Below are 21596 nucleotides of genomic sequence, written 5' to 3'. Positions count from 1 at the left end.
TGAAGGGGCTCAAGCGCCGTACAGGGTTTTCTTCCAGATCGTCGACAGGGTGGCGATGGCGTCCTTGTCGCTGATCTTGATGCCCAGGTTGGAAGGACCGACGAAGACGGTGGTGAAGTTCTCGAACAGCAGGGCGATGGCCGCCGCGGTGTGTTGCGGGTCGAGCTCGGTTCCGTAGCCCTGCTCCTGGGCGCGGCGGACCGAGGCGGCGACGATGTCCATGCCGAAGCGGCGGAATTCGTTCTGGACGGCCGCGAAGCGTCGCTGGGTGGCGGCCAGCTGGGCCACGGCGATCATGATGCCGATGTTCTGCTTGAACATGTTCCAGTACCCGGTGACCACCGAGGTGAAGAAGGCGTCGTCCTCCGGAGAGGCCGGTAAGTCGAGGCTCAACCCCGACGGTGTCACGACATCGTGCAGGAAGGACTCCGCGAGGGCGGCGAGCAGGTCTTCCTTGTCGGCGAAATACCGGTAGAAAACGGCGGGCGACTTGCCGGCCGCCGACGTGATGTCGGCCAGCGTGGTCCCGTGAAAGCCGCGCTCGGCGAACAGCTTTCGGGCGGCCAGCTCGATGGCCTGCCTGGTCTGGCGGCCCTTGGCGGTGCGCGCCTCCGGTGCGGGCATCAGGTCCGCATCCGGTCGCCTGCCCGCAGCAGGGCGCTCGGCAGATCGTGGCCGACAACGGATTTGGCGACGTCCGCCGCGGCGATGGCGGCCTGCAGGTCGACGTCGACGTCGACGCCGCTGTCGCGCAGCAGGTACACGAGATCCTCGGTGGCGATGTTGCCGGTGGCACCCGGCGCGAACGGGCAGCCGCCCAGCCCGCCGACCGAGGAATCCAGCCGGGTCACCCCGGAGCTGACCGCGGCGTAGGCGCTGGCCAGCCCGGAGCCGCGGGTGTTGTGGAAATGTCCGCCCAGCGGTAGGTCGCCGATCACCGGACGCAGTTGCGCGATAAGCGAACTCACGCGCCCCGGGGTGGTGGTGCCGATCGTGTCGGCTATGGACAGGCGGTCGGCGCCGCGCTCGCGGGCGGCCGCGGCGATGTCGAGCACTCGCTCGGGCGGGGTGGGGCCTTCGAACGGTGAGTCCCACGCGGTCGCGATCACCACTTCGACCGTGACGTCGCCGTGGTGCGCGATCGCAACGATCTCGTCGATCGCCTTGGTGGCCTCGGCGCTGGTCCGCCCGACGTTCGCCTGGCTGAACGTGTCGTCGGCGGCGATCACGTACTCGATCGAGCGCAGCCCCGCCGCGACGGCCCGCTTGGCGCCGTTCGGGCTGGCCACCAGGGCGGAGAACTCGATGTCGGGGTAGTCGTGCAGGTGGGCGGCGAGCTCGGCGGCATCGGCCATCGACGGCACTTTCGACGGCGAGACGAACGCCGTGGCCTCCACCTCGCGGACCCCGGTCGCAGCGATCGCGGCCAGCAGTTCGAGCTTGGCCGACAACGGAATCGGCGTTTCGATCTGCAGGCCGTCGCGCAGCGCCACCTCGCGAATGACCACGTGTGCGTTCACAGCACCTCCTCGGCCCGCAGCTCCTCGAGCTCCGCCGCGGTCTTGCCCAGCAGCGCGATGTAGACGTCGTCGTTGTGCTGGCCCGGACGGGCGGGCCCGGCGTTGCGCACGCGGCCCGGCGATTCCGACAGCACCGGCACGATGCCCGGCCCCAGAACGTCCCGCCCGAGCCTTTCGTCGAAGTGTTCGACCAGCATGCCGCGGGCCCGCAGCTGCGGGTCGTCGACCACCTCCGCGACCGTGTTGATCGGCCCGGCGATCACGCCTGCGGCGCTGAGGGTTTCGATGATGTCGCCCGGCTGGCGTTGTTCGGCCCACGCGCCGATGATCTCGTCGAGTTCGTCCTGATTGCGGCCGCGGGCAACGTGCGTGGCGAACCGGTCGTCGATGGCCAGCTCCGGGCGGCCCATCGCCTTGCACAGCCGGGCGAAGACGGTGTCCTGGTTGGCGGCGATCACCACCCACGAGCCGTCGGCGCTGCGATAGATGTTCGACGGCGCGATGCCGTCGAGCCGGGTGCCCGACGGCCCGCGCACCACGCCGCCGACGTCGTAGTCGGGGATGGTGGATTCCTGGACGGCCAAACATGATTCGGTCAGCGCGACGTCCACCACCTGGCCCTGCCCGGTGATGCTGCGGCGATACAGCGCGGCCATGGCACCCTGGGCGCCGAACATCCCGGCCAGGGTGTCGCCGAGCGAGAGCGCCAGCCTGGGCGGCGGGCCGCCCGGGAAACCGTTGAGATAGCGCAGCCCGCTGGCCGCCTCGGCCACCGAGGCATACCCGGCCTTGTGTGCGTCGGGGCCGGTCTGGCCGTAGCCCGACACCCGAACCAGGATGATGCCCGGGTTGCGGGCGCTCAGCACGTCGTAACCCAGGCCCCATTTCTCCAACGTCCCCGGGCGGAAGTTCTCCACGATGATGTCGGACTTCTCGACGAGGTCGCAGAACAGTTCGCGGCCACGTGGCCGGCGCAGGTCCAGGGTTATCGCTCTCTTGTTGCGCGCGTGCACCGTCCAGAAGACGTGCTGCCCGTCGAGCTCGGCCTGGCCCCAGGTGCGCAACGGGTCCGGGGCGCCGGGGGGTTCCACCTTGATGACGTCGGCGCCCATGTCGCCCAGCAGTCGCCCGGCGAAGGGGCCCGCGATCAGCGTGCCCAGCTCGAGCACCCGGACCCCGTCCAGCGGTCCGGTGGGTGTCACTGCGCCCCCGCGAAGTCGTGGCGGACCAGCCAGTCGGTCACGATGTCGACGGCCGCGCGCAGCTTGTCGCGCTGATCGGGGCCCGCGTAATAGTGGGTGGCGCCGGGGATTTCGTGCATCTCCTTGTCATGATGCCCGATCGCGTTGAAGAGCCGCCGGGTGTGGCTGGGCGTGCAGGCGTCGTCGGCCAGGTTGCCGATGACCAGCGCAGGGACGGCGATGTCGGCGCCGCAGGCCACCCCGTCGCCGCGGGCGTCGTCGTAACTCCACTGCGACAGCCAGCCGCGCAACGTGGAGAAGCGGGCCAGCCCGACCGGGCTCATGTTCACCACCTGAGGATCCCCCAGGTAACAGGTTCCCGGGATGCGTTCGTTGGGATCGACGGTCGGGTCCAGCCAACGCGGGTCGGCCATGGTGCCGTGCACCACGAAACAGAACTCCTCGTCCGGGCGTCCGGCGGCCTTCAGTTCGGCGAGCTTGCCTTTGACCCACGCGGTGATGCGCCGGTTGCGTTCGATCTGCGCGTTGCGGTAGCGGGCGAGGAATTCCTGGGTGTAGGGCGGCTGGTTCGGGTTGTCCGGGTTGTACAGATCCAGCTCGGGATCGCGCTTGGCGGGGTCGGATTCGTCGAGGATCGAGGCGTCGAGCCATTCGGTCAGCGTGCCGTGCCGGCTGATGTGCGCCGCCAGCAGCATGATGCCGTCGGCGGGGATCAGGTCCAGGGCCGTCAGGTCGGGGCCATCGCCGGACGGGCTCGAGGTGATGGTCGGGTGCTGGGCCTGCTGCTGGTAGAACACCGACAGCGAGCCGCCGCCGCTCCAGCCGGCCAGCACCACCTTCTGGTAACCCAGCCGCTTCTTGGCGTCCTTGATGCACTCGCCGAGATCCTCGACCACCTTCTCCATCAGCAGCGCCGAGTCGGTGCCGCGGAACCGGCTGTTGCAGTAGATGACGTGATGGCCTGCCCGGGCCAGCGCGTTGATCATCGGCAGATAGGCCCCGCCGCCGATCGGGTGCATGAACACCAGCACGGTGTCCGACGGCTTGTCCACCGGCCTGAGCAGGTAGCTCTCCAGCACGGTGATCTCGGCCAGGCCGCCGTAGACGTCTCGGACGGCGGAATTGTTCTGGAAGGCAACAAGATAGGGGATTCGCTCGTATTCGTGGCGGGTCGTCATGGTCAGTGTTGTCCTAGGTCGTGGGCCAGCACCTCGGGCGAGGGGGTCAGGCGTCGGCGGGTATCGACGGCGATCACTTGCCAATCGACGCGGGAGTAATCGTCGAACTTGCGGCGCGCCCGCTCCCGCGCCTTCTCCGGTGCGCCGTGGTGGACGCCTTGCGGCGCATGGGAAATCAGACCGGGCGGCATCGGGATGCCGTAGAGCGAGCCGCCGTGGAAGAAGGCGATCTCGTCATAGTCGACGTTGCGGTGGTACCACGGTGTGCGCTCGGTGCCGGCGACACCTTCGGCGGGCTTCGGCAGGAAATTCATCACGTAGACGCCGGTGGCCTGCATGAACAGGTGGACCGTCGGCGGCAGGTGGACGCTGTCGGAGGTGACCACGTTGTAATCGGAGATGTTGAACGTGAACGGGAAGTTGTCGCCGCGCCAGCCTTCGATGTCGAGCGGATTGTGTTGGTAGAAAAGCGTTGTGGGGCCACCTTCATGGATGAGCCGGACCTCGTACTCTTCCCTGCCGTCGTCCTCGATGGGTGCCGGGTCCGGGATGGTCATCTGCGACGGGTCGAAAGGGAAGTGGCGGCCCAGCGGCCCGGCCGGCGGCACCCGGAATTCGTCGGTCGCCTCGACCATCAGCAGGGTGGTTTCGCTATCGGGCACCTGCCGCCAGGTGCACGCCTTCGGGATGTAGACCCAGTCGCCGTCGGCGTAGCGCAGTGGCCCGAACTCCGTTTCGAACAGGCCGGCGCCCTGGTGGACGAAGCACAGCAGGTCACCGTCGACGTGGCGGGTGTAGAACGGCATCGGCTCGTGGCGGCGGCTCAACAGGATTCGGCAGTCGGCGTTGCTGAACATCAGCAGGGGACCGCCGCCGGCGTCGGCGGCATCGCTGGGCTTCAGCTCGCCGGCCAGCACGTCGACGGGGCGCAGCGGGCCGACCGACCGGTAGGCGGTGGGGTCGTGGCGGCGGTAGAGGTTCGCCGTGCGGCCGGTGAATCCGCCGCGGCCCAGCTCGTCGTCCTTGAGCCCGTCGAGGTCGGCGTGCAGGCGGCGCGGTGTCCTCCCTTTTCGCAAGTGGACGAAGGATTCCATGGCTGACCTCCGGCTCGGACGGCGGATAAAACTGAAAGTGACATTACTTTTTGTTTCCGGGGCCGCACAAGGGCCGTCGCCGGTCCGCGAGACATAATCCATTGCGACCCGCTTCGGCGTGTCTTCACTGACGTTTATGTGTCGCCGATCAACCGCCGATCAACCGCCCATCGCGTCAGTCGCGGACGCGCACCACGACCTTGCCTTTGGCGGTGCGGTTCTCCAGCGACGCGACCGCTGCGGCGGCGTCGTCCAGGGGATAGACCTCCGGATTGGGCGGAGCCAACTGACCCGAGGCGAGCAACTTCTCCAGTCCCGCCCACTGCTCGGCCAGTGCGTTCGGATGCGTCGCCGTCCAGGCGCCCCAGCCCACGCCGACCACGTCAATGTTGTTGAGCAGCAACCGGTTCACCTTGACGGTGGGAATTTCGCCGCCCGTGAAGCCGACGACCAGCAGCCGCCCGCCGGGGGCGAGCGAGCGTAGCGAGTCGGTGAACCGGTCGCCGCCGACCGGGTCGAGCACGACGTCGACGCCGCGGCCGCCGGTGAGCTCCTTGACCGCGTCCTTGAACCCGTCGGCCAGCACCACATCGGTGGCCCCGGCGGCGGTCGCGACGTCCGCCTTCTGCTCGGTGCTGACCACCGCGATGGTGCGTGACGCCCCGAGCAACGCTGCGAGCCGCAGCGTCGATGTCCCGATGCCGCCGGCGGCGCCGTGCACCAGCACGGTCTCGCCCTGGGCCAGCCGGCCGCGCACCGTCAGGGCGAAGTACACCGTGAGGTCGTTGAACAGCAGGCCGGCGCCCGCCTCGAAACTCACGTTGTCGGGGAGCTTGAACACCCGGTCGGGTTGCAGGATCGCGACCTCGGCCATGCCGCCGGACAGCATCGTCAGTCCGACGACCCGGTCGCCGGCCTGCACGTGTGCGCCATCCGGCGCCGAACGCACCACACCGGCGATCTCGGCTCCCAGCACGAACGGCGGTTCGGGGCGGTACTGATACAGACCCCGGGTCAGCAGGGCGTCTGGGAAGGCGGCACCGGCGGCGTGCACGTCGACGACCACGCCGTCACCCGAGGGTTCGTCGACCTCCGCCACCTCGATCGCGTCCGGACCGTCCAGCCGAATCACCCGTGCAGCTCGCATGGTCGGTCAGCCTACTGCCGACTCAGAATCCGCCCGCGACCCGCACCACCGCCCGCCCGGTGAACTTGCCGGCGCGCACCTGATCCAGCACATCGAGCACATCTTTGATGTCGACGTCGCTGGTGAGGGCGTCGAGATGGCGCGGCCGCAACGAATCGCCCAGCAGCGCCCACAGTTTGCGGCGTGGGCCGATCGGCATCTGCACCGAATCCATCCCCAGCAGCGCAATGCCGCGCAGGATGAACGGCATCACGGTGGTCTTCAATCCCGGGCCACCGGTGAGGCCGCTACAGGCCACCGCACCGCCGTAGTCGACGGCGCTGAGCACGTCGGCCAGGGTCGCACCGCCGACGCAGTCCACCGCGGCCGCCCAGCGCGCCTTGGCCAACGGCCGAGGTTTGGCGTCGGGGTCTTCCGGCAGCCGCCCGATAACCTCTGCGGCGCCAAGCTCTTTCAGCAGCCCGGCCGCCCCCTCCTTGCCGGTCGAGGCGACCACCCGATAGCCCTTGGCGGCCAACAGGTCCACGCTGACCGAGCCGACACCACCGGAGGCGCCGGTGACAACCACCGACCCGGCGCCGGGCTCGGTGCCCCAATCGATCAGCGCCTGAACGCTCATCGCGGCGGTGAAGCCGGCGGTGCCGATCGCGGCGCCCTCGTGCGGGCTCAACGCGCCGAGGGCGACGACCTGATCGGCCGGCAGCCTGGCCAATTCGGCGTAGCCGCCGTGGTGGCCGGTGCCGATCTGGTACCCGTGGGCCAGCACCTTCTCGCCGACGCTGAACTCGGGTGACTGTGACTCGACGACCTCGCCGGTCAGGTCGATACCCGGCACCACGGGGTAGCCGCGCACCACGCCGCCACCGGGGGTAAGCGCGAGCGCGTCCTTGTAGTTGACGCTCGAATAGAGCACCCGGATCGTCACCTCACCGGGCGGCAGGTCCGACTGGCTCAAAGTCTCGACCGACGCGGTTATCCGGTCGCCATCCTCGCGAGCGACCAGCGCTTGAAACGTGTCCATGCCTCGACGCTAACCTCACGGTATGGATTCCTTTCCACTCGGTCGCTTTTCGGTCTGCCGGGTGGGCTTCGGCGCCATGCAGTTGCCGGGTCCGAACGCGTTCGGGCCGCCCCGGGACCGCGACGAGGCGCTGGCCGTGCTGCGGCGGGCGGTCGAACTCGGCGTCGACCACATCGACACCGCCCAGTACTACGGTCCCGACGTGGCCAACGAGCTCATCCGCGAGGCGTTGCATCCCTATCCGGAGAACCTGGCGCTGGTGAGCAAGGTGGGCGGGCGTCGCGACGACAGCGGCGGCTGGCTGCCGGTGGACGCGCCGTCCGACCTGCGCCGCGACATCGAGACGAACCTGCGTGCCCTCGGTGTCGACCAGCTGGCCGCGGTCAACCTGCGCGTGTTCGAAAGCGACGGGCCCGATCAGCTGTTCGACGACCAGCTGTCAGTCATGATCGAGGCCCGCGACGAGGGTCTGATCGGCGGCATCGGGCTGAGCAACGTCAACCGCGATCATCTACTGCATGCGTGCGAGCGCACCGAAATCGCCTGTGTGCAAAACGCGTTCAATCTGGTTCAGCGTGAGTCGGCGCCGGTGCTCGCCGAGTGCGCGGCGCGCGGGATCGCGTTCGTTCCGTTCTTCCCCCTGGGGGCCGCATTCATGCGGCCCAACCCGGTACTCACTCACCAACTCGTGGTCGACGCCGCCGAGCGGCTGGGGCGCACGCCGGCGCAGGTCGCGTTGGCGTGGACGCTGAGCCTGGCGCCCAACGTGCTGCTGATCCCGGGAACGTCGTCGGTGCGACATCTCGAGGAGAACCTGGACGTCGCGTCCATCGAACTCGACGGCGACGTGCGCGAGCAGCTGAACGCGGTCGCCGAGTAGTTCGCGCCGAACGTGTACCCAGTGCGAAAAACACGCCGAAATTCCGCAGTGATTGCACGTTCGGCGCAAACGGTGGGTCTACAGGGCCTACTTGAGCTCGGCCGACGACAGCCCCAGCAGGCGGCGGGCGACCACCAACTGCTGGATCTGCTGGGTGCCCTCGAAGATGTCCAGGATCTTGGAGTCGCGCGCCCACTTCTCCAGCATCGATTGCTCGGAATAGCCTGCGGTGCCCGCCAATTCGACGGTTTTGAGGGTGACGTCGCTGGCCATCCGGCCGGCCTTGGCCTTGCTCATCGACGCCTCTTTGGAGTTGGGGATCCTGTTGTCGGCCTGCCACGCAGCCCGCAGCGCCAGCAGATAGGCGGCCTCCCAGTCGGCCTCCATGCGCAGGAACTCGGCGGCCGCCGCGCTCTGGGCGTGTGACGGTTTGTCATAGGAAATCTCCACCCCGGCCTCGGTGAGGATCTTGCGGATCTCCTCCAGGGCGGCGCGACCCACCCCGATGGCCATGGCGGCCACGATGGGCCGGGTGTTGTCGAAGGTCTCCATCACGCCGGAAAAGCCCTTGCCGACTTCGATTTCCGGGTTTCCCAGCAGATTTTCCTTGGGGATGCGGACGTTGTCGAACCGGATCGCCGCGGTGTCGGAGCCCTTGATGCCGAGCTTGCGTTCGAGCCGTTCGACCGTGACGCCGGGGTGCTCGCGCGGGACGATGAACGACTTGATCGCCGCGCGCCCCTGCGACTTGTCCAGCGTGGCCCACACCACGATGTGGGTGGCGCGCGAACCGGCGGTGACATAGATCTTCTCGCCGTTGATGACGTACTCGTCGCCGTCCAGCTTCGCGGTGGTCGACACCGCCGCCGAGTCGGAGCCGAAGCCCGGTTCGGTGATGGCCATCGCCGCCCACACCTTGCCCAGGCGTTCCAGCTGTTCTTCGGTGGCCACGGCGGAGATGGCCGCGTTGCCCAAGCCCTGATAGGGGACCGACAGCATCATCGCGACGTCGCCCCAGCAAGCCTCCAGGGTCTGCAGCAGCGCCGCCATGTTGGCGCCGTTGTGATTCTGGTCCCGGTCCCGGTTCTCGTCGCCCAGGTTGTCGGCACCGGCGAATTCGATGGATTCCGACGCGCCCGCGAACAGGTTGTACAACGTGTCGAGTTCGACCGGGTAGGCGTGTTCCTTCAGGTCGTACTTGCGCGCGATCGGCCGCATCAACTCCGCGGCGCCCTGATGGGTCTTGACGGCCACCGCTTGCAGCTTGCGGGGCAGTTCCAGATTGATTGCCATGATTGGTCTTTCAGCTTTGAGTTGGATGACGAGTTAGATGACGACGACGCCCTCGGCCACGCCGATGGCCCGCAGGTCGCGATACCAACGCTCGACCGGGTGTTCCTTCGTAAAGCCGTGGCCACCGAGCAGCTGCACGCCGTCCAGGCCGATCTGCATCCCCTTATCGGCGCCCAGCCGCTTGGCCAGCGCCGCCTCGCGAATGAAGGGCAGGCCCTGTTCGGCACGGGCCGCGCCGCGCCAGGTGATCAACCGCAGTCCGTCCAGTTCGATCGCGATGTTGGCGCACATGAACGCGACGGCCTGACGATGCGCGATCGGCTCGCCGAAGGCCTCGCGCTCCTTCACGTAGGGCACGACGTAGTCGAGCACCGCGTGCGAGGTGCCCACCGCCAGCGCCGCCCAGCCCAGGCGGGACAGCGCGATGGCCTCCGAGTAGTCGTCATCGGTCGCCTCGTCCTCGCCCAGCCGCGCGCTCAGCGGGACCGTGACGCCGGACAGCTCGACGTGGCCCAGGGCCGCCGCGCGGATACCCATGCTCGGATCCGCCTTGACGGTAAGGCCATTCGTCGACGACTCGACGATGAACAGGGCGGGCCTGCCGTCGAGCTGCGCTCCGACGATGAACAACTCGGCATCGGCCGCCGCCGGGACCAACGACTTCACGCCATCGAGGCGGTAGCCGCTCGGTGTGCGCACCGCGGTGGTCTTCAGGCGGGTGGGGTCGAACAGCGGTTGCGGCTCGGCGATCGCGACGCAGGCCTGGGGAACGTTCTCGCCGGCGAACTCGTGCAGATAGGTGGCCTGCTGGTCCGCGCTGCCCCAGTGGGTCAGCGCGGCGGCCACGCCCCCGGGGGCCAGGATCGGCAGCGCGAGACCCATGTCACCGTAGGCGAGCGCCTCGGCCACCAGCACGTTGGTCACGCTCGAGCGGTGGGCGGCGATGCCGTCGAAGTCCTCGGGGATGTTGATCGCGGTGATGCCCAACTCGGCGGCCTTGGCGATCAGGTCGGGCGGGTAGGCCGCCGCCTCGTCGGCGTCGTGCGCCGCGGGCCGCAGCATCTCCTCGGCGAATTCGCTGAGGGTCTCGACGATCATCTTCTGGTCGTCGTCGGGCGTCAGGTCGAAGTAGTCCTTGCCGCTCGACTTCAGTCGGGTCGGTCCGCCGCGCAGATTCTGCAACCGCTTGAACTGGCGGGAGGCGGCGGCGGCGGTGGAGAAGACGGTCTTGGTGCCGTACTGCAGCCCCCGGTTGACAGGGTCGCGCAGGCGGTACTTGTCGAGGAATTCCTGGCCCATCAGCGGGGTGAGCAGCGCGATGGCGATGTCGACGCCGGTGCGCTTGTGGGGTCGCAGCCCGATCCCGCTCTGCTGGTCATTTCGTTTGCGACGCGAGCGGGCGGACTTCGAACTCTGTTTTGAACCGGAACCAGTGTCGGTCATGTCGGCAGCCTGTAGTAGTTGGGGCAGTGCGGATAAGCCTATCTTACTCCGGAGTAAGATCACAGAGAACAGTTGTTAACTAATTCACAGACCGCCGGCATCGAGGCCGCGAAGCACGAGCTCGTGCAGTGGCCCGTTGGTCGCCACCGCGCTGCCGCTGTGCGGTCCCGCGACGCCGTCCAGGCCGGTGAGCGTCCCGCCCGCCTCGCGCACCAGGATGTCGAGGGCGGCGAGGTCCCAGACGGACACCTCGGGTTCGGTGGCGATGTCGATCGCCCCTTCGGCCACCAGGCAGTAGGAGAGAAAGTCGCCGAAGGCGCGCACCCGCCAGACGGCGTCTGTCAGCGAGATGAAGCGTTCCCGTAGGCCGCGCTGCGCCCAGCCGGACAGGCTGGAAAACGACAGGCTGGCCGAATCGAGTTGTGTCACAGAGGAAACCGCGAGCCGACGGGGCGGTGCGTCGTCGACCGCGACGAAGGCGCCGTCGCCGCCCGCCGCCCACCACCGACGCTGCAGGGCGGGGGCGCTGACGACGCCGACCGTGGGCACACCGTCTTCGAGCAGCGCGATGAGACTTGCCCAGACCGGCACCCCGCGCACGAAGTTCTTGGTGCCGTCTATGGGGTCGATGATCCACTGGCGTCCGGTGAAAGTGGTGGTTCCGCCGAACTCCTCGCCGACGATGCTGTCGTGCGGCCGCTCGCGGCCCAGCGCCTCGCGCAGCTCGGTCTCCACCGCGCGATCGGCGTCGGTGACCGGGGTCAGGTCCGGCTTGGTGTCAACGCGCAGGTCGAGCGCCCCGAACCGCGCCGACGTCAGCGTGTCGGCGCGGTCGGCCAGCGTCAGCGCCAACGTCAGATCGTCCCGGCTCATGACGCAGTCCTATCACGGCCCTACCATGGCGGCGTGTGGGAATTCGGTGTGCTGTTCCTGTTGGTGGCCGTCTTGGCGGTTGCTCTTGCCCAGCGGTTCCTGCCACGCGGCCCGCGCGGCGAGGTGCTGAACGGTACGTTGCTGGTCACCGGCGTGAGTCCGCGCCCGGAGGCCACCGGTGAACAGTTCGTCACGATCGCCGGTGTGATCAACGGGCCGACCGTCAGCGAGCACGCGGTGTATCAGCGGATGGCCGTCGACGTCGACCAATGGCCGACCATGGGCCAGTTGTTTCCGGTGGTGTACTCGCCGAAGAATCCGGACAACTGGAGGTTGGCCCCGCCCGAGCCGCCCCCGGTGTAGCCCCGTCAGCCGGCCGCCGGCGGGCGCGCCATGACCGTGATCCGAACGCCGTAGCGCGGGACGACTTCCGAGGCGCGACACACGGTGCCCGCGGGAGGCCGGGCATGCCGGTCCGCGATCCGGTCAACTCGTCGCCCGGGCGGAGCATGTGCGCGGTGCGTGTGAGATGGTCGCTGGCCGGGGTGCCTGCTGACCGGCGATGCGCATGCCCCGGGCATAGCGTTCCCGCTGATTCCCGGGGCGCGCTTCAGGCAATCGCCGCGGCGGCGGGATTCACCCGCGATTGTTGAAGTTGTCGACGATGCCCTGCAGTGCCTCCGGATGCCGCAAGAACGGCGTGATGATGTCAACCGGCAGCGGGAAGACGACGGTCGAATTCTGGTCCGCGCCCAATTCCAACAACGTTTGCAGATAACGCAATTGCAGCGAGGCGGGGCTTTTCGAGAGTGTCTCCGCCGCTTCACGCAGCTCCTCGGAGGCCTGCAGTTCCCCGCGGGCGTTGATGACTTTCGCGCGGCGTTCCCGTTCGGCCTCGGCCTCGCGGGCCATCGCCCGCTGCATCGACTCGGGAATCTCGACGTCTTTGATCTCCACGACGCGGACCTGCACGCCCCACGGCTCGGTCTGCTTCTCGATGATCGTGCGCAGATCGCTGTTGAGGTCCTCCCGGTGTGCCAGCAGGGTGTCCAAGTCGGCGCGGCCGAGCAGCGAACGCAGCGTGGTCTGCGCGATCTGGGAGGTGGCCACTGCGTAGTTCTCCACCGCCAGAATCGCTTTCAGCGGCTCCATCACCTGGAACATGACGACGGCGTTGACCCGGGCCGGCACGTTGTCGCGGGTGATCACCTCCTGAGGGGGAATGGTCAGCGTCACCAACCGCTGGTCGACGCGGATCATCTTGTCCAGAAAGGGGATAAGGAGACGAAGCCCGGCACCGTAGAGCGGGCGCACATGCCCCATCCGGAAGACGACTCCGCGTTCGTACTCGCGCAGCACGGCCAGCGACCACCTCGCGAGCACGGCAAGCGCGACAATCCCGGCGACGACGACGATCACAACGGTGGTCATGTTGGCTTGCCCTCCTTGCTTTCCCAGCCGCCCCAGCGAGTGGAATACCTGTCTACCGCGGCGGCCGCCTGGTCCTCGAGCGCGGTGCGGTGCGGAAGGTGCTCCGGCGCATTGGCCGGGGTGTTCCACAAGTGGCGGACCAGCGGCAGGCCGAGCAGGGCGACAACCCCGATGGTGCCGGTCAAGACCAACACCTCGGCACCCGAGTGGTTGGCGACCAACATGGCCAGCGGCAACACGATTCCGAAGGCGGCCACGCAGCAGGCGATCCCGCGGTGGAACCGCCCAGCATCCGAGTGCGGCCATGGGTCCACCTCGCGGCTGATCTCCCGGCCGTGATCGGACGTCGTGCAGCTGGATTTGACGGGACAGCTGTTGCACACCACCGGTTGGGCGCGATATCGCATGACCCGGTGCCGCGGATCGAACGAAGTCGGCCACAGCCAGTGGTCCTGTGGACACACCCAGGCGTCATGGTCGGGCCGGTAGGTGAATTGGCCTGTGCGCCAACGGGCCGCGCGCGCCGACGCCCGTCGGGCCATCGAGTCGAAACTCCACCCGATGGCCAGTAGGGCAAGGGAATACCCGGCGATCAGCCATACGGAGGCAGCCGGCTGAGTCACCGGTCAGTCCTTCGCCGACACCGCGGCACCGGTCTCCGGCTCGGTCGGGACTTCGACGTACAGCGGATGTTCGGGCAACTCCTGCACCGTTGAACCCGTCCGGAAATTCCGCAAGGCGGTCCACGCGATCCAAACGAACGGCAGCACGCCGCCGACGATCAGGATGACGTCGCCGGGCAGCCGGAGCCATTCCAGGACGGCGTTGCCGGGCCTGGTGATGTAGCCCAGGGAGCGCGCTTCGAAGTAGCCGTCGTTGACCGAGTGGTAGAGCTGCAGCACGCCCAGCGGCAGCAGAGTCACGAACACCATCCACGCGAGACCAATGTTCATGCACCAGAACGAGGTTCGCGCCAGCTTCTCCGGCCACTTGTCGGCCGGGATCACGTAGCGGAACGCGAACATGGCCAGGCCGACGGCGAGCATGCCGTAGACCCCCATCATCGCGCCGTGGGCATGGTTGGCGGTCAGTGCGGTGCCGATCTGGTAGTAGGACACGATCGGCAGGTTGATCAGGAAGCCAAAGATGCCAGCCCCCAGGAAGTTCCAGAATCCGACGGCGACCAGAAACATGACCGCCCAGCGATGCGGGAAGGGCTTGGCGTCGCCGGACTGCTGCCGCGAACCCAGCTGCAGGAATGCCCACGCCTCGACGGTGAGGAAGGTCAACGGAATGACCTCGGCCGCCGAGAAGAACGCGCCCAGCGCCATGTGTTCCACCGGGGTTCCCGAGAAGTACAGGTGGTGCATGGTGCCGATGACCCCGCCCGCGGAGTACAGGATGACGTCAAGGAAGATCACGCCCAGCGCGATCCGCTCGCGCACCACGCCGAGCAACACGAACATGTAGGCCACCATCACCGTGGTGAACAGCTCGAGGAAGTCCTCGACCCACAGGTGCACCACCCAGAACCGCCAGAATTCGGCGACGGTGTAATGCGTGCCGCTGCTGGCCAATAGCCCGACGGTGTAGAACGCCGGGATCGCCAGCCCGGAGAAGAAGAACAACCACGGCATGTTCATCTTCGATTCGCCTTTGAGCCGGGCACGCATGCCCCGGAAGATGATCGCAATCCACACGAACATGCCGATGATCAGCAGGATCTGAAACAGCCGCGGCAGGTCGAGATACTCCCACTGCTGGGACAGCAGCCCATGCGGGATCACTCCGTAGATGGAGAGTGCCTCGCAGATCAGCGATCCGAACACCACCACCGCGACCCCGCCCAGCAACACGTAGGCCAGCAAGCCCTGACGGCGCGGCTCGCGGCGGGCGATGAACGGCACCAGGAAGATGCCGCCGGCCAGGAACGCCGCCGCGGTCCAGAACAGTGACAGTTGCACATGCCAGGTGCGGGCCAGGTTGTACGGCAGCACGCGGGCCAGATCCAGCCCGAAAAAGTTCGACAAGTCGGCCCGGTAGTGCTCGGCCGCCGCGCCCAGGAGCGTCTGAGCCAGGAACAACACCGACACGATTGCGAAGAACCAGATCGTGGCGCGCTGCGCGGGTGTCAGGCTGACTTCGCCGGGTTGGCGGAAGGAAAGCGTGGACGACTCCGCGCCGTGCCAGCCGACCTTCTGGCTCCACCGCCCGTAGACCGCGAACATGACGCCGATCCCGCCCAACAACGCAATCAGCGACAGTGCCGACCACACGATCACCGGCGCGGTGGGCCCGTTGTCGACGCGCGATTCGGCCGGCCAGTTGTTGGTGTAGCTGTACTTGTGGCCGGGGCGTTCGGCCGCGCCCGCCCAGGCCGTCCACGCGAAGAACGCGGTCAGATCGTGAATCTGCGCCTTGTCCGTGATCGTCTGGGGCAGCAGCCCGTATTTGGTCGAATTCTCGCCGAAAAAGGCGGCGTAGTGACGCTGAATGTGGTCGAACGCCGCGGCCTGCCGGTCGGTGAACACCAATGTCTTGGTGGTGCCGTTGTAGCGGTTGGTGCGGAATTCGGTGACCACCCGGTCACGCGGATCGGCCAGCCCCTGCGCCCGCAGCTGATCGCCGACGTCCTGCGTCGCCATCCGCAGGTATTCCGCGGTGTAGTCGGGTCCCAGGTACGCGCCATGCCCCAGCACCGAGCCGTATTCCATGAGGCCGCGCGTCTGGTAGAGCTCCTGCCCCCGGGTGATGTCGTCGCCGGTGAACAGCAGCTGGCCCGACTCATTGACGACCTTGTCCGGCATTGGCATCGACGCCGAGTACGTGCGGTAGGCCAGGATGCCCATGACCAGGAAGCCGAAGATCATCACCAGGGCGACGCCCTGAATCCAGCCTTTGCCTACCAGGGGCTGCGAGGATGCCTGTCGAGCGGTCTGTTGAGCGGCCATCTGCGAGTCTCCAGTCTTCAAGCTTGTATTCGGTTGTCGTGCCGGGGAAGGCCAACATCGCCTTCGCCGGTCCCTAGGGGCCAATGGCCTCGATTTCGGGACCAATGCCCCTGGGACAGAGGCATTCCCGGTCATACCGTCGTGGCTGAGCGACGTGAAGGTTCCCCGCGTACAGCTCAGCAGAGGAGACCGCGATGAGCAATAGCTATCCGGGTCCGGCAATCGTCGTAGGCGTGGACGGGTCGAGGGCGGCGAGGCAGGCGGCTCTGTGGGCGGTCGATGAGGTGGCCAGTCGGGACATCCCGATGCGATTGGTCTGTGTCGTCGATCCGCAGGAGGCCTCCACGGCACAGGCCTGCGAGACGCGTCTAGCCGCCGCGCGGACGGCGCTGGCCGACGCCCGTCGGTCCGTCGACGCCACCGGCGTTCCCGTCAAGGTCGAAACCGAGATTGTTTGCGGGAGGCCGCTGACCAAGCTGATCGAGGAGTCGAGGTCGGCGGCCATGATGTGTATCGGTTCGATTGGACTCAACCATGCCTGTCATGGCGAAACCTCCGTCGCAATCTCCTTGGCCCGCTTGGCCCAGTGCCCGGTGGCCGTGATCCATGAGCCGGCGAGGCGGTCGGCAACCCCGAAGGTCGGCAGCGTCGTGGTCGACGCCGGCAATGGCATGGTGCTGCCGCACGCGTTCGAAGAGGCGAGGCTGCGAGCGGCCACACTGCGCGCGCTCTGGGTGTGCCAGGGTGAGGACGCGCACGATGCCGGCGACGGAACGCGTTCGGCGCAAGCGCAATTGAGTCGACGGCTCGCGCGATGGACGCGGCTGTATCCCGGCGTCCGGGTCGAGTCCGCGATCGTGCGGGGCAGTGTGGAGCAGTACATCCGCGCCCATCCCGAAGCGGGCCAGTTGCTGGTCACCGACTGTCATACCGCTGAGCAGGCCAGCAACGCGGCGCATTCCGTGCTGGCGATCCGGTGCAGCAACCTGTGACGAACCCAGGGTGTGGCGATGGCTGAAACGAGGGCGGATCTGATCGACCGCGCCGACGTTGAGGCGTTGCTGCGCCGCTTTTACGGAAGGGCGCTGAACGACGAGGTTTTGGCGGAGCCGTTCGCCGAACTGCGCGCCGTCGGGTTGGACTCACACATTCCGACGATGTGCGATTTCTGGGAGACGGTGCTCTTTCGCGCGGGACGCTACCGCGGTAGTGCGCTGCAGCCGCACCGCGACATTCACCGCCGGACCCCGCTGTCCAACCGCCACTTCCTGCGTTGGCTCACCATCTGGCACGACACGGTCGACGACATGTACGGCGGACCGGCCGCGGACCGGGCGAAGGTTCAGGCCGCCAGGATTGCCTGGGCCATGCACCGCCGGCTGACCGGGCTCGACGCGCCGGAGCTGCTCGCCACCGTCGCCTCCTGATCAACCGTGACTGATCCGCAGCATCTCGGCCAGGTTGGGCAGCTTGACGCGGGGGCGCCCATGCGGCTCGCCGGCCGCACGCTCATGGCGGTCGATGATCTCCCAGTGCGCCGAGGTCACCAGCTTGGGCTGGCGTGAGGTGAGCCACTCGGCCAGCTTTTCGGTGTGGTCCTCGGGGAACTCGGCCAGACCTTCTTCTTTCGCGCGGTCCAGATCGGCGAGCAGGGTGTCGACGGTGTCCTGGGAGTCCTTTTTATTGGTGCCGATGACACCGGTCGGCCCGCGCTTGATCCAACCGACGACATATTCGTTGCGGCTGCCCTCCACCCGGCCCGCGGTATTGGGGATCGTCGCGCTCTTCTCGTCGAACGGCAGCCCCGGGGTCGGCACACCGCGGTAGCCGACCGACCGCACCACCAGCTGAACCGGCAGCTCCTCGCGCTCGCCGGTGTCCTTGGCCGACACCCGCCCGTTCTCGTCGGTCACCAATTCGTTGCGGCCGAGCACGATGCGTTCCACCTTGTCCTCGCCCTTGATCTCGATCGGCGAGGTCATGAATCGGAGCACGATCCGGCGGTGCCCGGGGCGCGGGTCGCGCTGTGCATAGCCACGGAGCACGTTGATGTTCTGCTTGGCCGTTTTGCCGACCGCGGCGGCGTCCTCGTCGGTGATTCCCTCCAGCTGGGCGGGGTCGACGATCACGTCAACCCCTTCGAGGTCGCCCAGCTCACGCAGCTCGAGCGTGGTGAAGGCGGTCTGCAGGGGGCCGCGCCGGCCGAGGACCACCACTTCCTCGACGCCGCACGGCCGCAGCGACTCGAGCGCGTGATCGGCGATGTCGGTGACGCCCAACACGTCGGGATCGGTGACCAGGATGCGCGCCACGTCGAGCGCCACATTGCCGTTGCCGACGACCACGGCGCGGGCGCCCGAGAGGTCGGGCGTCGCCTCCTCGAAGTTGGGATGCGCGTTGTACCAGCCCACGAAGTCGACGGCGGCGACACTGCCCGGCAGGTCCTCGCCGGGGATGTTGAGCGCGCGGTCGGACTGCGCCCCGACGGCATACACCACGGCGTCGTAGCGTTCGGCCAGCTCACTGGACTGCACGTGTTCACCGACCACCACGTTGCCGAAGAACCGGAAGCGGGGATCTTCGGCGGTCTTCTCGAACTGCTTGCTGATCGACTTGATCTTCGGGTGGTCGGGAGCCACGCCGGAGCGCACCAGCCCCCACGGGGTGGGCAGCATCTCCAGCATGTCGACGGCTACCTCGATGTCCTCGGACGCATCGGCCGCCTTCAGCAAGGATGACGCGGCGAAGAATCCCGACGGTCCGGAGCCGACGATTGCAACGTGATATGGGCGCATACTCGACCTTCTATTCGTGCCCGGTTAGCGCGCGGGGGACTGTCGGCGCGCAGCGCGGGGTGCACATGATCGTGACTCGATGCTAAACGCATGACCGCTGGTCGTGGCCTGAGCACTCGCCGGGAGCCGATGCGCTTGGCGGGTCCCGGTAACGTTGTCCGCTGTGGAACCCGACCGTCAAGCCGACATCGCCGCCCTTGACTCCACCCTGACCACGGTGGAGCGGGTGCTCGATGTGGACGGTCTGCGCGGCCGCATCGAGAAGCTCGAACACGAGGCGTCCGATCCGCAATTGTGGGATGACCAGGCCCGCGCGCAGCGGGTGACCAGTGAGTTGTCACACGCCCAAGGGGAGCTGCGCCGGATCGAGGAGTTACGCGGACGCCTCGACGACCTGCCGGTGCTCTACGAGCTGGCGACCGAGGAGGGTGCGGCGGACGCGCTTGCCGAGGCGGACGCCGAGCTGAAGGCGCTGCGCGCCGATATAGAGGCCACCGAGGTGCGCACCCTGCTCTCGGGGGAGTACGACGAGCGTGAGGCGCTGGTCACCATCCGATCCGGCGCCGGCGGGGTGGACGCCGCCGACTGGGCCGAGATGCTGATGCGGATGTATATCCGGTGGGCCGAGCAGCACAAGTACCCGGTCGAAGTGTTCGACACCTCCTATGCCGAGGAGGCGGGCATCAAGAGCGCGACCTTCGCGGTGCACGCTCCGTTTGCCTACGGCACGTTGTCCGTCGAGCAGGGCACCCACAGGTTGGTGCGGATCAGCCCGTTTGACAACCAAAGTCGACGTCAGACGTCGTTCGCCGAAGTCGAGGTTCTTCCGGTGGTGGATACCACCGACCACATCGACATTCCGGAAGGCGATGTGCGCGTGGATGTTTACCGCTCCAGCGGTCCGGGCGGCCAATCCGTGAACACCACCGACTCGGCGGTTCGTTTAACCCACATCCCAACGGGTATCGTCGTGACTTGCCAGAACGAAAAATCGCAACTGCAGAACAAGATCTCGGCGATGCGCGTGCTGCAAGCAAAGTTGTTGGAGCGCAAGCGTTCCGAAGAACGCGCGGAGCTGGACGCATTGAAAGGCGAAGGCGGCAGTTCGTGGGGCAACCAGATGCGCTCCTACGTCCTGCACCCGTATCAGATGGTCAAGGATCTGCGGACCGAGTACGAGGTCGGCAATCCGGCGGCCGTCCTGGACGGAGACATCGACGGGTTCCTGGAAGCGGGAATCCGGTGGCGCAACCGAAAAGATGACGACTAACACAACTCTTCTCGCCTCGACCGCGTCGATAAAGGCGCTGGGCTGGCACGACTTCTGGCGTGGTGACGTCGGGCAATGGATCATCACCCGCGGTCTACGGATCGTGATGGTGCTGATCGTGGCGGTGTTGGCCGCCCGGTTCGTCAACTGGGTCGCGCAGCAGGTGACCCGTCAGCTCAACCTGGGCTTCGCCGAGAGCGACGCGCTGGTCCGCTCGGAAGCCTCGAAGCATCGCCAGGCTATGGCGTCGGTGATCTCCTGGGTGTCGGTGGTGCTCATCGGCATCTGGGTGATGATGCAGATCGCCGACGTGCTGCAGTTCTCGGTGGGGGGGCTGGTCGCGCCGGCCACCGTGGTCGGCGCCGCGCTGGGTTTCGGCGCGCAGCAGCTGGTGAGAGACCTGCTGTCGGGTTTCTTCATCCTGGCCGAGCGGCAGTACGGCTTCGGAGACCTGGTCACGCTTACCGTCGTTTCCGCGACGGAAGCCAGCGGAACCGTCGAGAACGTGACGCTGCGGGTGACCCGGCTGCGCTCGCCGGACGGCGAGGTGTTGACCATCCCGAACGGGCAGATCGTCAAGGTGGTCAACCTGTCCAAGGACTGGGCGCGCGCGGTGGTGGACATCCCGGTGTCCACGAACGCCGACCTGAACCGGGTCAACGAGGTGTTGCACCAGGAATGCGATCGTGCCATGGACAACCCGCTGCTGGGGGACCTGCTTTTGGACGCCCCCACCGTGATGGGCGTGGAGAGCATCGAAGTCGACACCGTCACCCTGCGACTGGTGGCCCGGACCCTGCCCGGGAAGCAGTTCGAGGCGGGCAGGCAACTGCGTGTCCTGGTCATTCGGGCGCTGGCCCGCGTCGGCATCGTGACCGCGGCGGACGCAACGGTGGGCCTGGTGGAAGACCCGTCGGTCCCGGCCGCCCAGGCCGCCGAAGAGCGAATCGACAATGACGTGCAAGGTGCGGTGCAGAAGCGTTGAAGTTCACCCTGAGCATCTTCGAGAAGCGCAGCGAGGACTCCGATGCGGACCGTCGCTGGCCGCAATACATGTTCGGCGGGCGAGTTCGCACGTCGACCTTGGTGTTGATCGTCGCTTTTTTCGTCGTGTGGTGGGTCTACGACACCTACCGTCCGGAACCGGCGCCCAAGCCACCGGCGCAGCAAGTGGTGCCGCCCGGTTTCGTGCCCGACCCCAACTACACCTGGGTGCCGCGCAGCCGTGTGCAGCAGCCGCCCACCGCCACGTACACGCCGACCCCGACGAGCACACCGCCGCCACCACCGCCCCCACCGCCGGTGACGACGACCACGACGACGCCCCCGGTGCAGCTGCCGCAGCTGCCTTGCCTGCTGCCGCCGCCCTTCTGCCCACCCAGCACGAGCGCCACCACACCGCCGCCTCAGCTACCGCAGCCGGGACCCGGACCGGCGCCTAGTTCACCGCCGCCAGCCAGTTGACTTGGCTCGCCAGCGAAATTCACGGCTACACTGG

At 67.5% G+C, this 21596-nt stretch carries 21 protein-coding genes; 7 read left to right on the top strand and 14 right to left on the bottom strand.

From position 1 onward, the window contains the following. Positions 1–9: 9 nt before the first annotated feature. From H7J89_RS06850 to H7J89_RS06820, 7 genes are all read right to left on the bottom strand, one after another. Complete coding sequence (locus H7J89_RS06850; protein WP_264038664.1) at positions 10–624, bottom strand: TetR/AcrR family transcriptional regulator; 615 nt, start codon at positions 622–624, stop codon at positions 10–12. Continuing rightward, positions 624–1520 carry a hydroxymethylglutaryl-CoA lyase gene (locus tag H7J89_RS06845; protein ID WP_264038656.1) on the bottom strand — a complete coding sequence of 299 codons (897 nt, stop codon included), beginning with the start codon at positions 1518–1520 and terminating at the stop codon, positions 624–626. Before H7J89_RS06845 ends, H7J89_RS06850 begins: the two co-directional genes overlap by 1 nt. Next, complete coding sequence (locus H7J89_RS06840) at positions 1517–2722, bottom strand: CaiB/BaiF CoA transferase family protein (RefSeq protein WP_264038654.1); 1206 nt, start codon at positions 2720–2722, stop codon at positions 1517–1519. The genes H7J89_RS06845 and H7J89_RS06840 overlap by 4 nt, the downstream gene beginning before the upstream one ends. Then, a complete protein-coding gene (locus H7J89_RS06835; RefSeq protein WP_264038652.1) occupies positions 2719–3900 on the bottom strand; it encodes an alpha/beta hydrolase family protein in 1182 nt (393 codons plus the stop codon). The genes H7J89_RS06840 and H7J89_RS06835 overlap by 4 nt, the downstream gene beginning before the upstream one ends. Before the next feature lie 2 nt (positions 3901–3902). Beyond that, positions 3903–4994 (bottom strand): homogentisate 1,2-dioxygenase, encoded by a 1092-nt coding sequence (locus tag H7J89_RS06830; RefSeq protein ID WP_264038644.1) that lies wholly within the window; start codon positions 4992–4994, stop codon positions 3903–3905. A 175-nt stretch (positions 4995–5169) separates the two neighbouring features. Then, positions 5170–6141, bottom strand: coding sequence for an NADPH:quinone oxidoreductase family protein (locus tag H7J89_RS06825; RefSeq protein ID WP_264038636.1), 972 nt, complete (start codon positions 6139–6141; stop codon positions 5170–5172). A 22-nt stretch (positions 6142–6163) separates the two neighbouring features. Then, positions 6164–7162 (bottom strand): acrylyl-CoA reductase family protein, encoded by a 999-nt coding sequence (locus tag H7J89_RS06820; RefSeq protein ID WP_264038628.1) that lies wholly within the window; start codon positions 7160–7162, stop codon positions 6164–6166. 22 nt (positions 7163–7184) lie between these two features. Between H7J89_RS06820 and H7J89_RS06815 the strand changes: the two genes are divergently transcribed. Beyond that, the gene (locus H7J89_RS06815; RefSeq protein ID WP_264038620.1) at positions 7185–8042 is read left to right on the top strand and encodes an oxidoreductase; all 858 of its coding nucleotides are present in this window, start codon (positions 7185–7187) and stop codon (positions 8040–8042) included. An 87-nt stretch (positions 8043–8129) separates the two neighbouring features. Here H7J89_RS06815 and H7J89_RS06810 read toward each other — a convergent pair whose 3' ends face one another. From H7J89_RS06810 to hisN, 3 genes are all read right to left on the bottom strand, one after another. After that, entirely contained in the window at positions 8130–9335 is a 1206-nt protein-coding gene (locus H7J89_RS06810; protein ID WP_264038584.1) for an acyl-CoA dehydrogenase family protein, read from the bottom strand. A gap of 33 nt (positions 9336–9368) precedes the next feature. Next, positions 9369–10778 carry an acyl-CoA dehydrogenase family protein gene (locus H7J89_RS06805; RefSeq protein ID WP_264038564.1) on the bottom strand — a complete coding sequence of 470 codons (1410 nt, stop codon included), beginning with the start codon at positions 10776–10778 and terminating at the stop codon, positions 9369–9371. Positions 10779–10862: 84 nt separating this feature from the next. Further along, positions 10863–11651 (bottom strand): histidinol-phosphatase, encoded by a 789-nt coding sequence (hisN, locus tag H7J89_RS06800; RefSeq protein WP_264038555.1) that lies wholly within the window; start codon positions 11649–11651, stop codon positions 10863–10865. A 33-nt stretch (positions 11652–11684) separates the two neighbouring features. Here hisN and H7J89_RS06795 point away from each other — a divergent pair, with 33 nt between their 5' ends. Continuing rightward, positions 11685–12014 carry a hypothetical protein gene (locus H7J89_RS06795; protein WP_264038532.1) on the top strand — a complete coding sequence of 110 codons (330 nt, stop codon included), beginning with the start codon at positions 11685–11687 and terminating at the stop codon, positions 12012–12014. Between the two features lie 273 nt (positions 12015–12287). On the opposite strand, the gene H7J89_RS06785 is transcribed toward H7J89_RS06795, so the two are convergent. The 3 genes from H7J89_RS06785 to H7J89_RS06775 are packed head-to-tail and all read right to left on the bottom strand — an operon-like array spanning position 12288 to position 16033. Continuing rightward, positions 12288–13082 carry a slipin family protein gene (locus H7J89_RS06785; RefSeq protein WP_264038525.1) on the bottom strand — a complete coding sequence of 265 codons (795 nt, stop codon included), beginning with the start codon at positions 13080–13082 and terminating at the stop codon, positions 12288–12290. Next, positions 13079–13705 (bottom strand): hypothetical protein, encoded by a 627-nt coding sequence (locus H7J89_RS06780; protein ID WP_264038518.1) that lies wholly within the window; start codon positions 13703–13705, stop codon positions 13079–13081. The genes H7J89_RS06785 and H7J89_RS06780 overlap by 4 nt, the downstream gene beginning before the upstream one ends. A gap of 3 nt (positions 13706–13708) precedes the next feature. Continuing rightward, complete coding sequence (locus H7J89_RS06775; protein ID WP_264038510.1) at positions 13709–16033, bottom strand: nitric-oxide reductase large subunit; 2325 nt, start codon at positions 16031–16033, stop codon at positions 13709–13711. A 194-nt stretch (positions 16034–16227) separates the two neighbouring features. Here H7J89_RS06775 and H7J89_RS06770 point away from each other — a divergent pair, with 194 nt between their 5' ends. Next, complete coding sequence (locus H7J89_RS06770) at positions 16228–17025, top strand: universal stress protein (RefSeq protein ID WP_264038486.1); 798 nt, start codon at positions 16228–16230, stop codon at positions 17023–17025. An 18-nt stretch (positions 17026–17043) separates the two neighbouring features. Then, complete coding sequence (locus H7J89_RS06765) at positions 17044–17460, top strand: group III truncated hemoglobin (protein ID WP_264038476.1); 417 nt, start codon at positions 17044–17046, stop codon at positions 17458–17460. Here the strand turns inward: H7J89_RS06765 and H7J89_RS06760 are convergent, their stop codons facing one another. Next, positions 17461–18828, bottom strand: coding sequence for an FAD-dependent oxidoreductase (locus tag H7J89_RS06760; protein WP_264038465.1), 1368 nt, complete (start codon positions 18826–18828; stop codon positions 17461–17463). Between the two features lie 163 nt (positions 18829–18991). On the opposite strand from H7J89_RS06760, the gene prfB reads away from it, so the two are divergent. Genes prfB through H7J89_RS06745 form a run of 3 tightly spaced genes read left to right on the top strand, consistent with a single transcriptional unit; the run spans position 18992 to position 21562 of the window. Next, a complete protein-coding gene (gene prfB, locus H7J89_RS06755; protein WP_067946368.1) occupies positions 18992–20098 on the top strand; it encodes a peptide chain release factor 2 in 1107 nt (368 codons plus the stop codon). Further along, the gene (locus tag H7J89_RS06750; RefSeq protein WP_264038442.1) at positions 20088–21083 is read left to right on the top strand and encodes a mechanosensitive ion channel family protein; all 996 of its coding nucleotides are present in this window, start codon (positions 20088–20090) and stop codon (positions 21081–21083) included. Before prfB ends, H7J89_RS06750 begins: the two co-directional genes overlap by 11 nt. Next, on the top strand, positions 21080–21562 hold the full coding sequence (locus H7J89_RS06745) for an Rv3103c family proline-rich protein (RefSeq protein WP_264038434.1): 483 nt from the start codon (positions 21080–21082) through the stop codon (positions 21560–21562). Before H7J89_RS06750 ends, H7J89_RS06745 begins: the two co-directional genes overlap by 4 nt. Positions 21563–21596 lie beyond the last annotated feature (34 nt).

The sequence above is a fragment of the Mycobacterium paraffinicum genome, assembly GCF_025822865.1.
Classification (GTDB): domain Bacteria; phylum Actinomycetota; class Actinomycetes; order Mycobacteriales; family Mycobacteriaceae; genus Mycobacterium; species Mycobacterium paraffinicum.
This window is presented reverse-complemented; position numbering and strand designations above follow the sequence as displayed.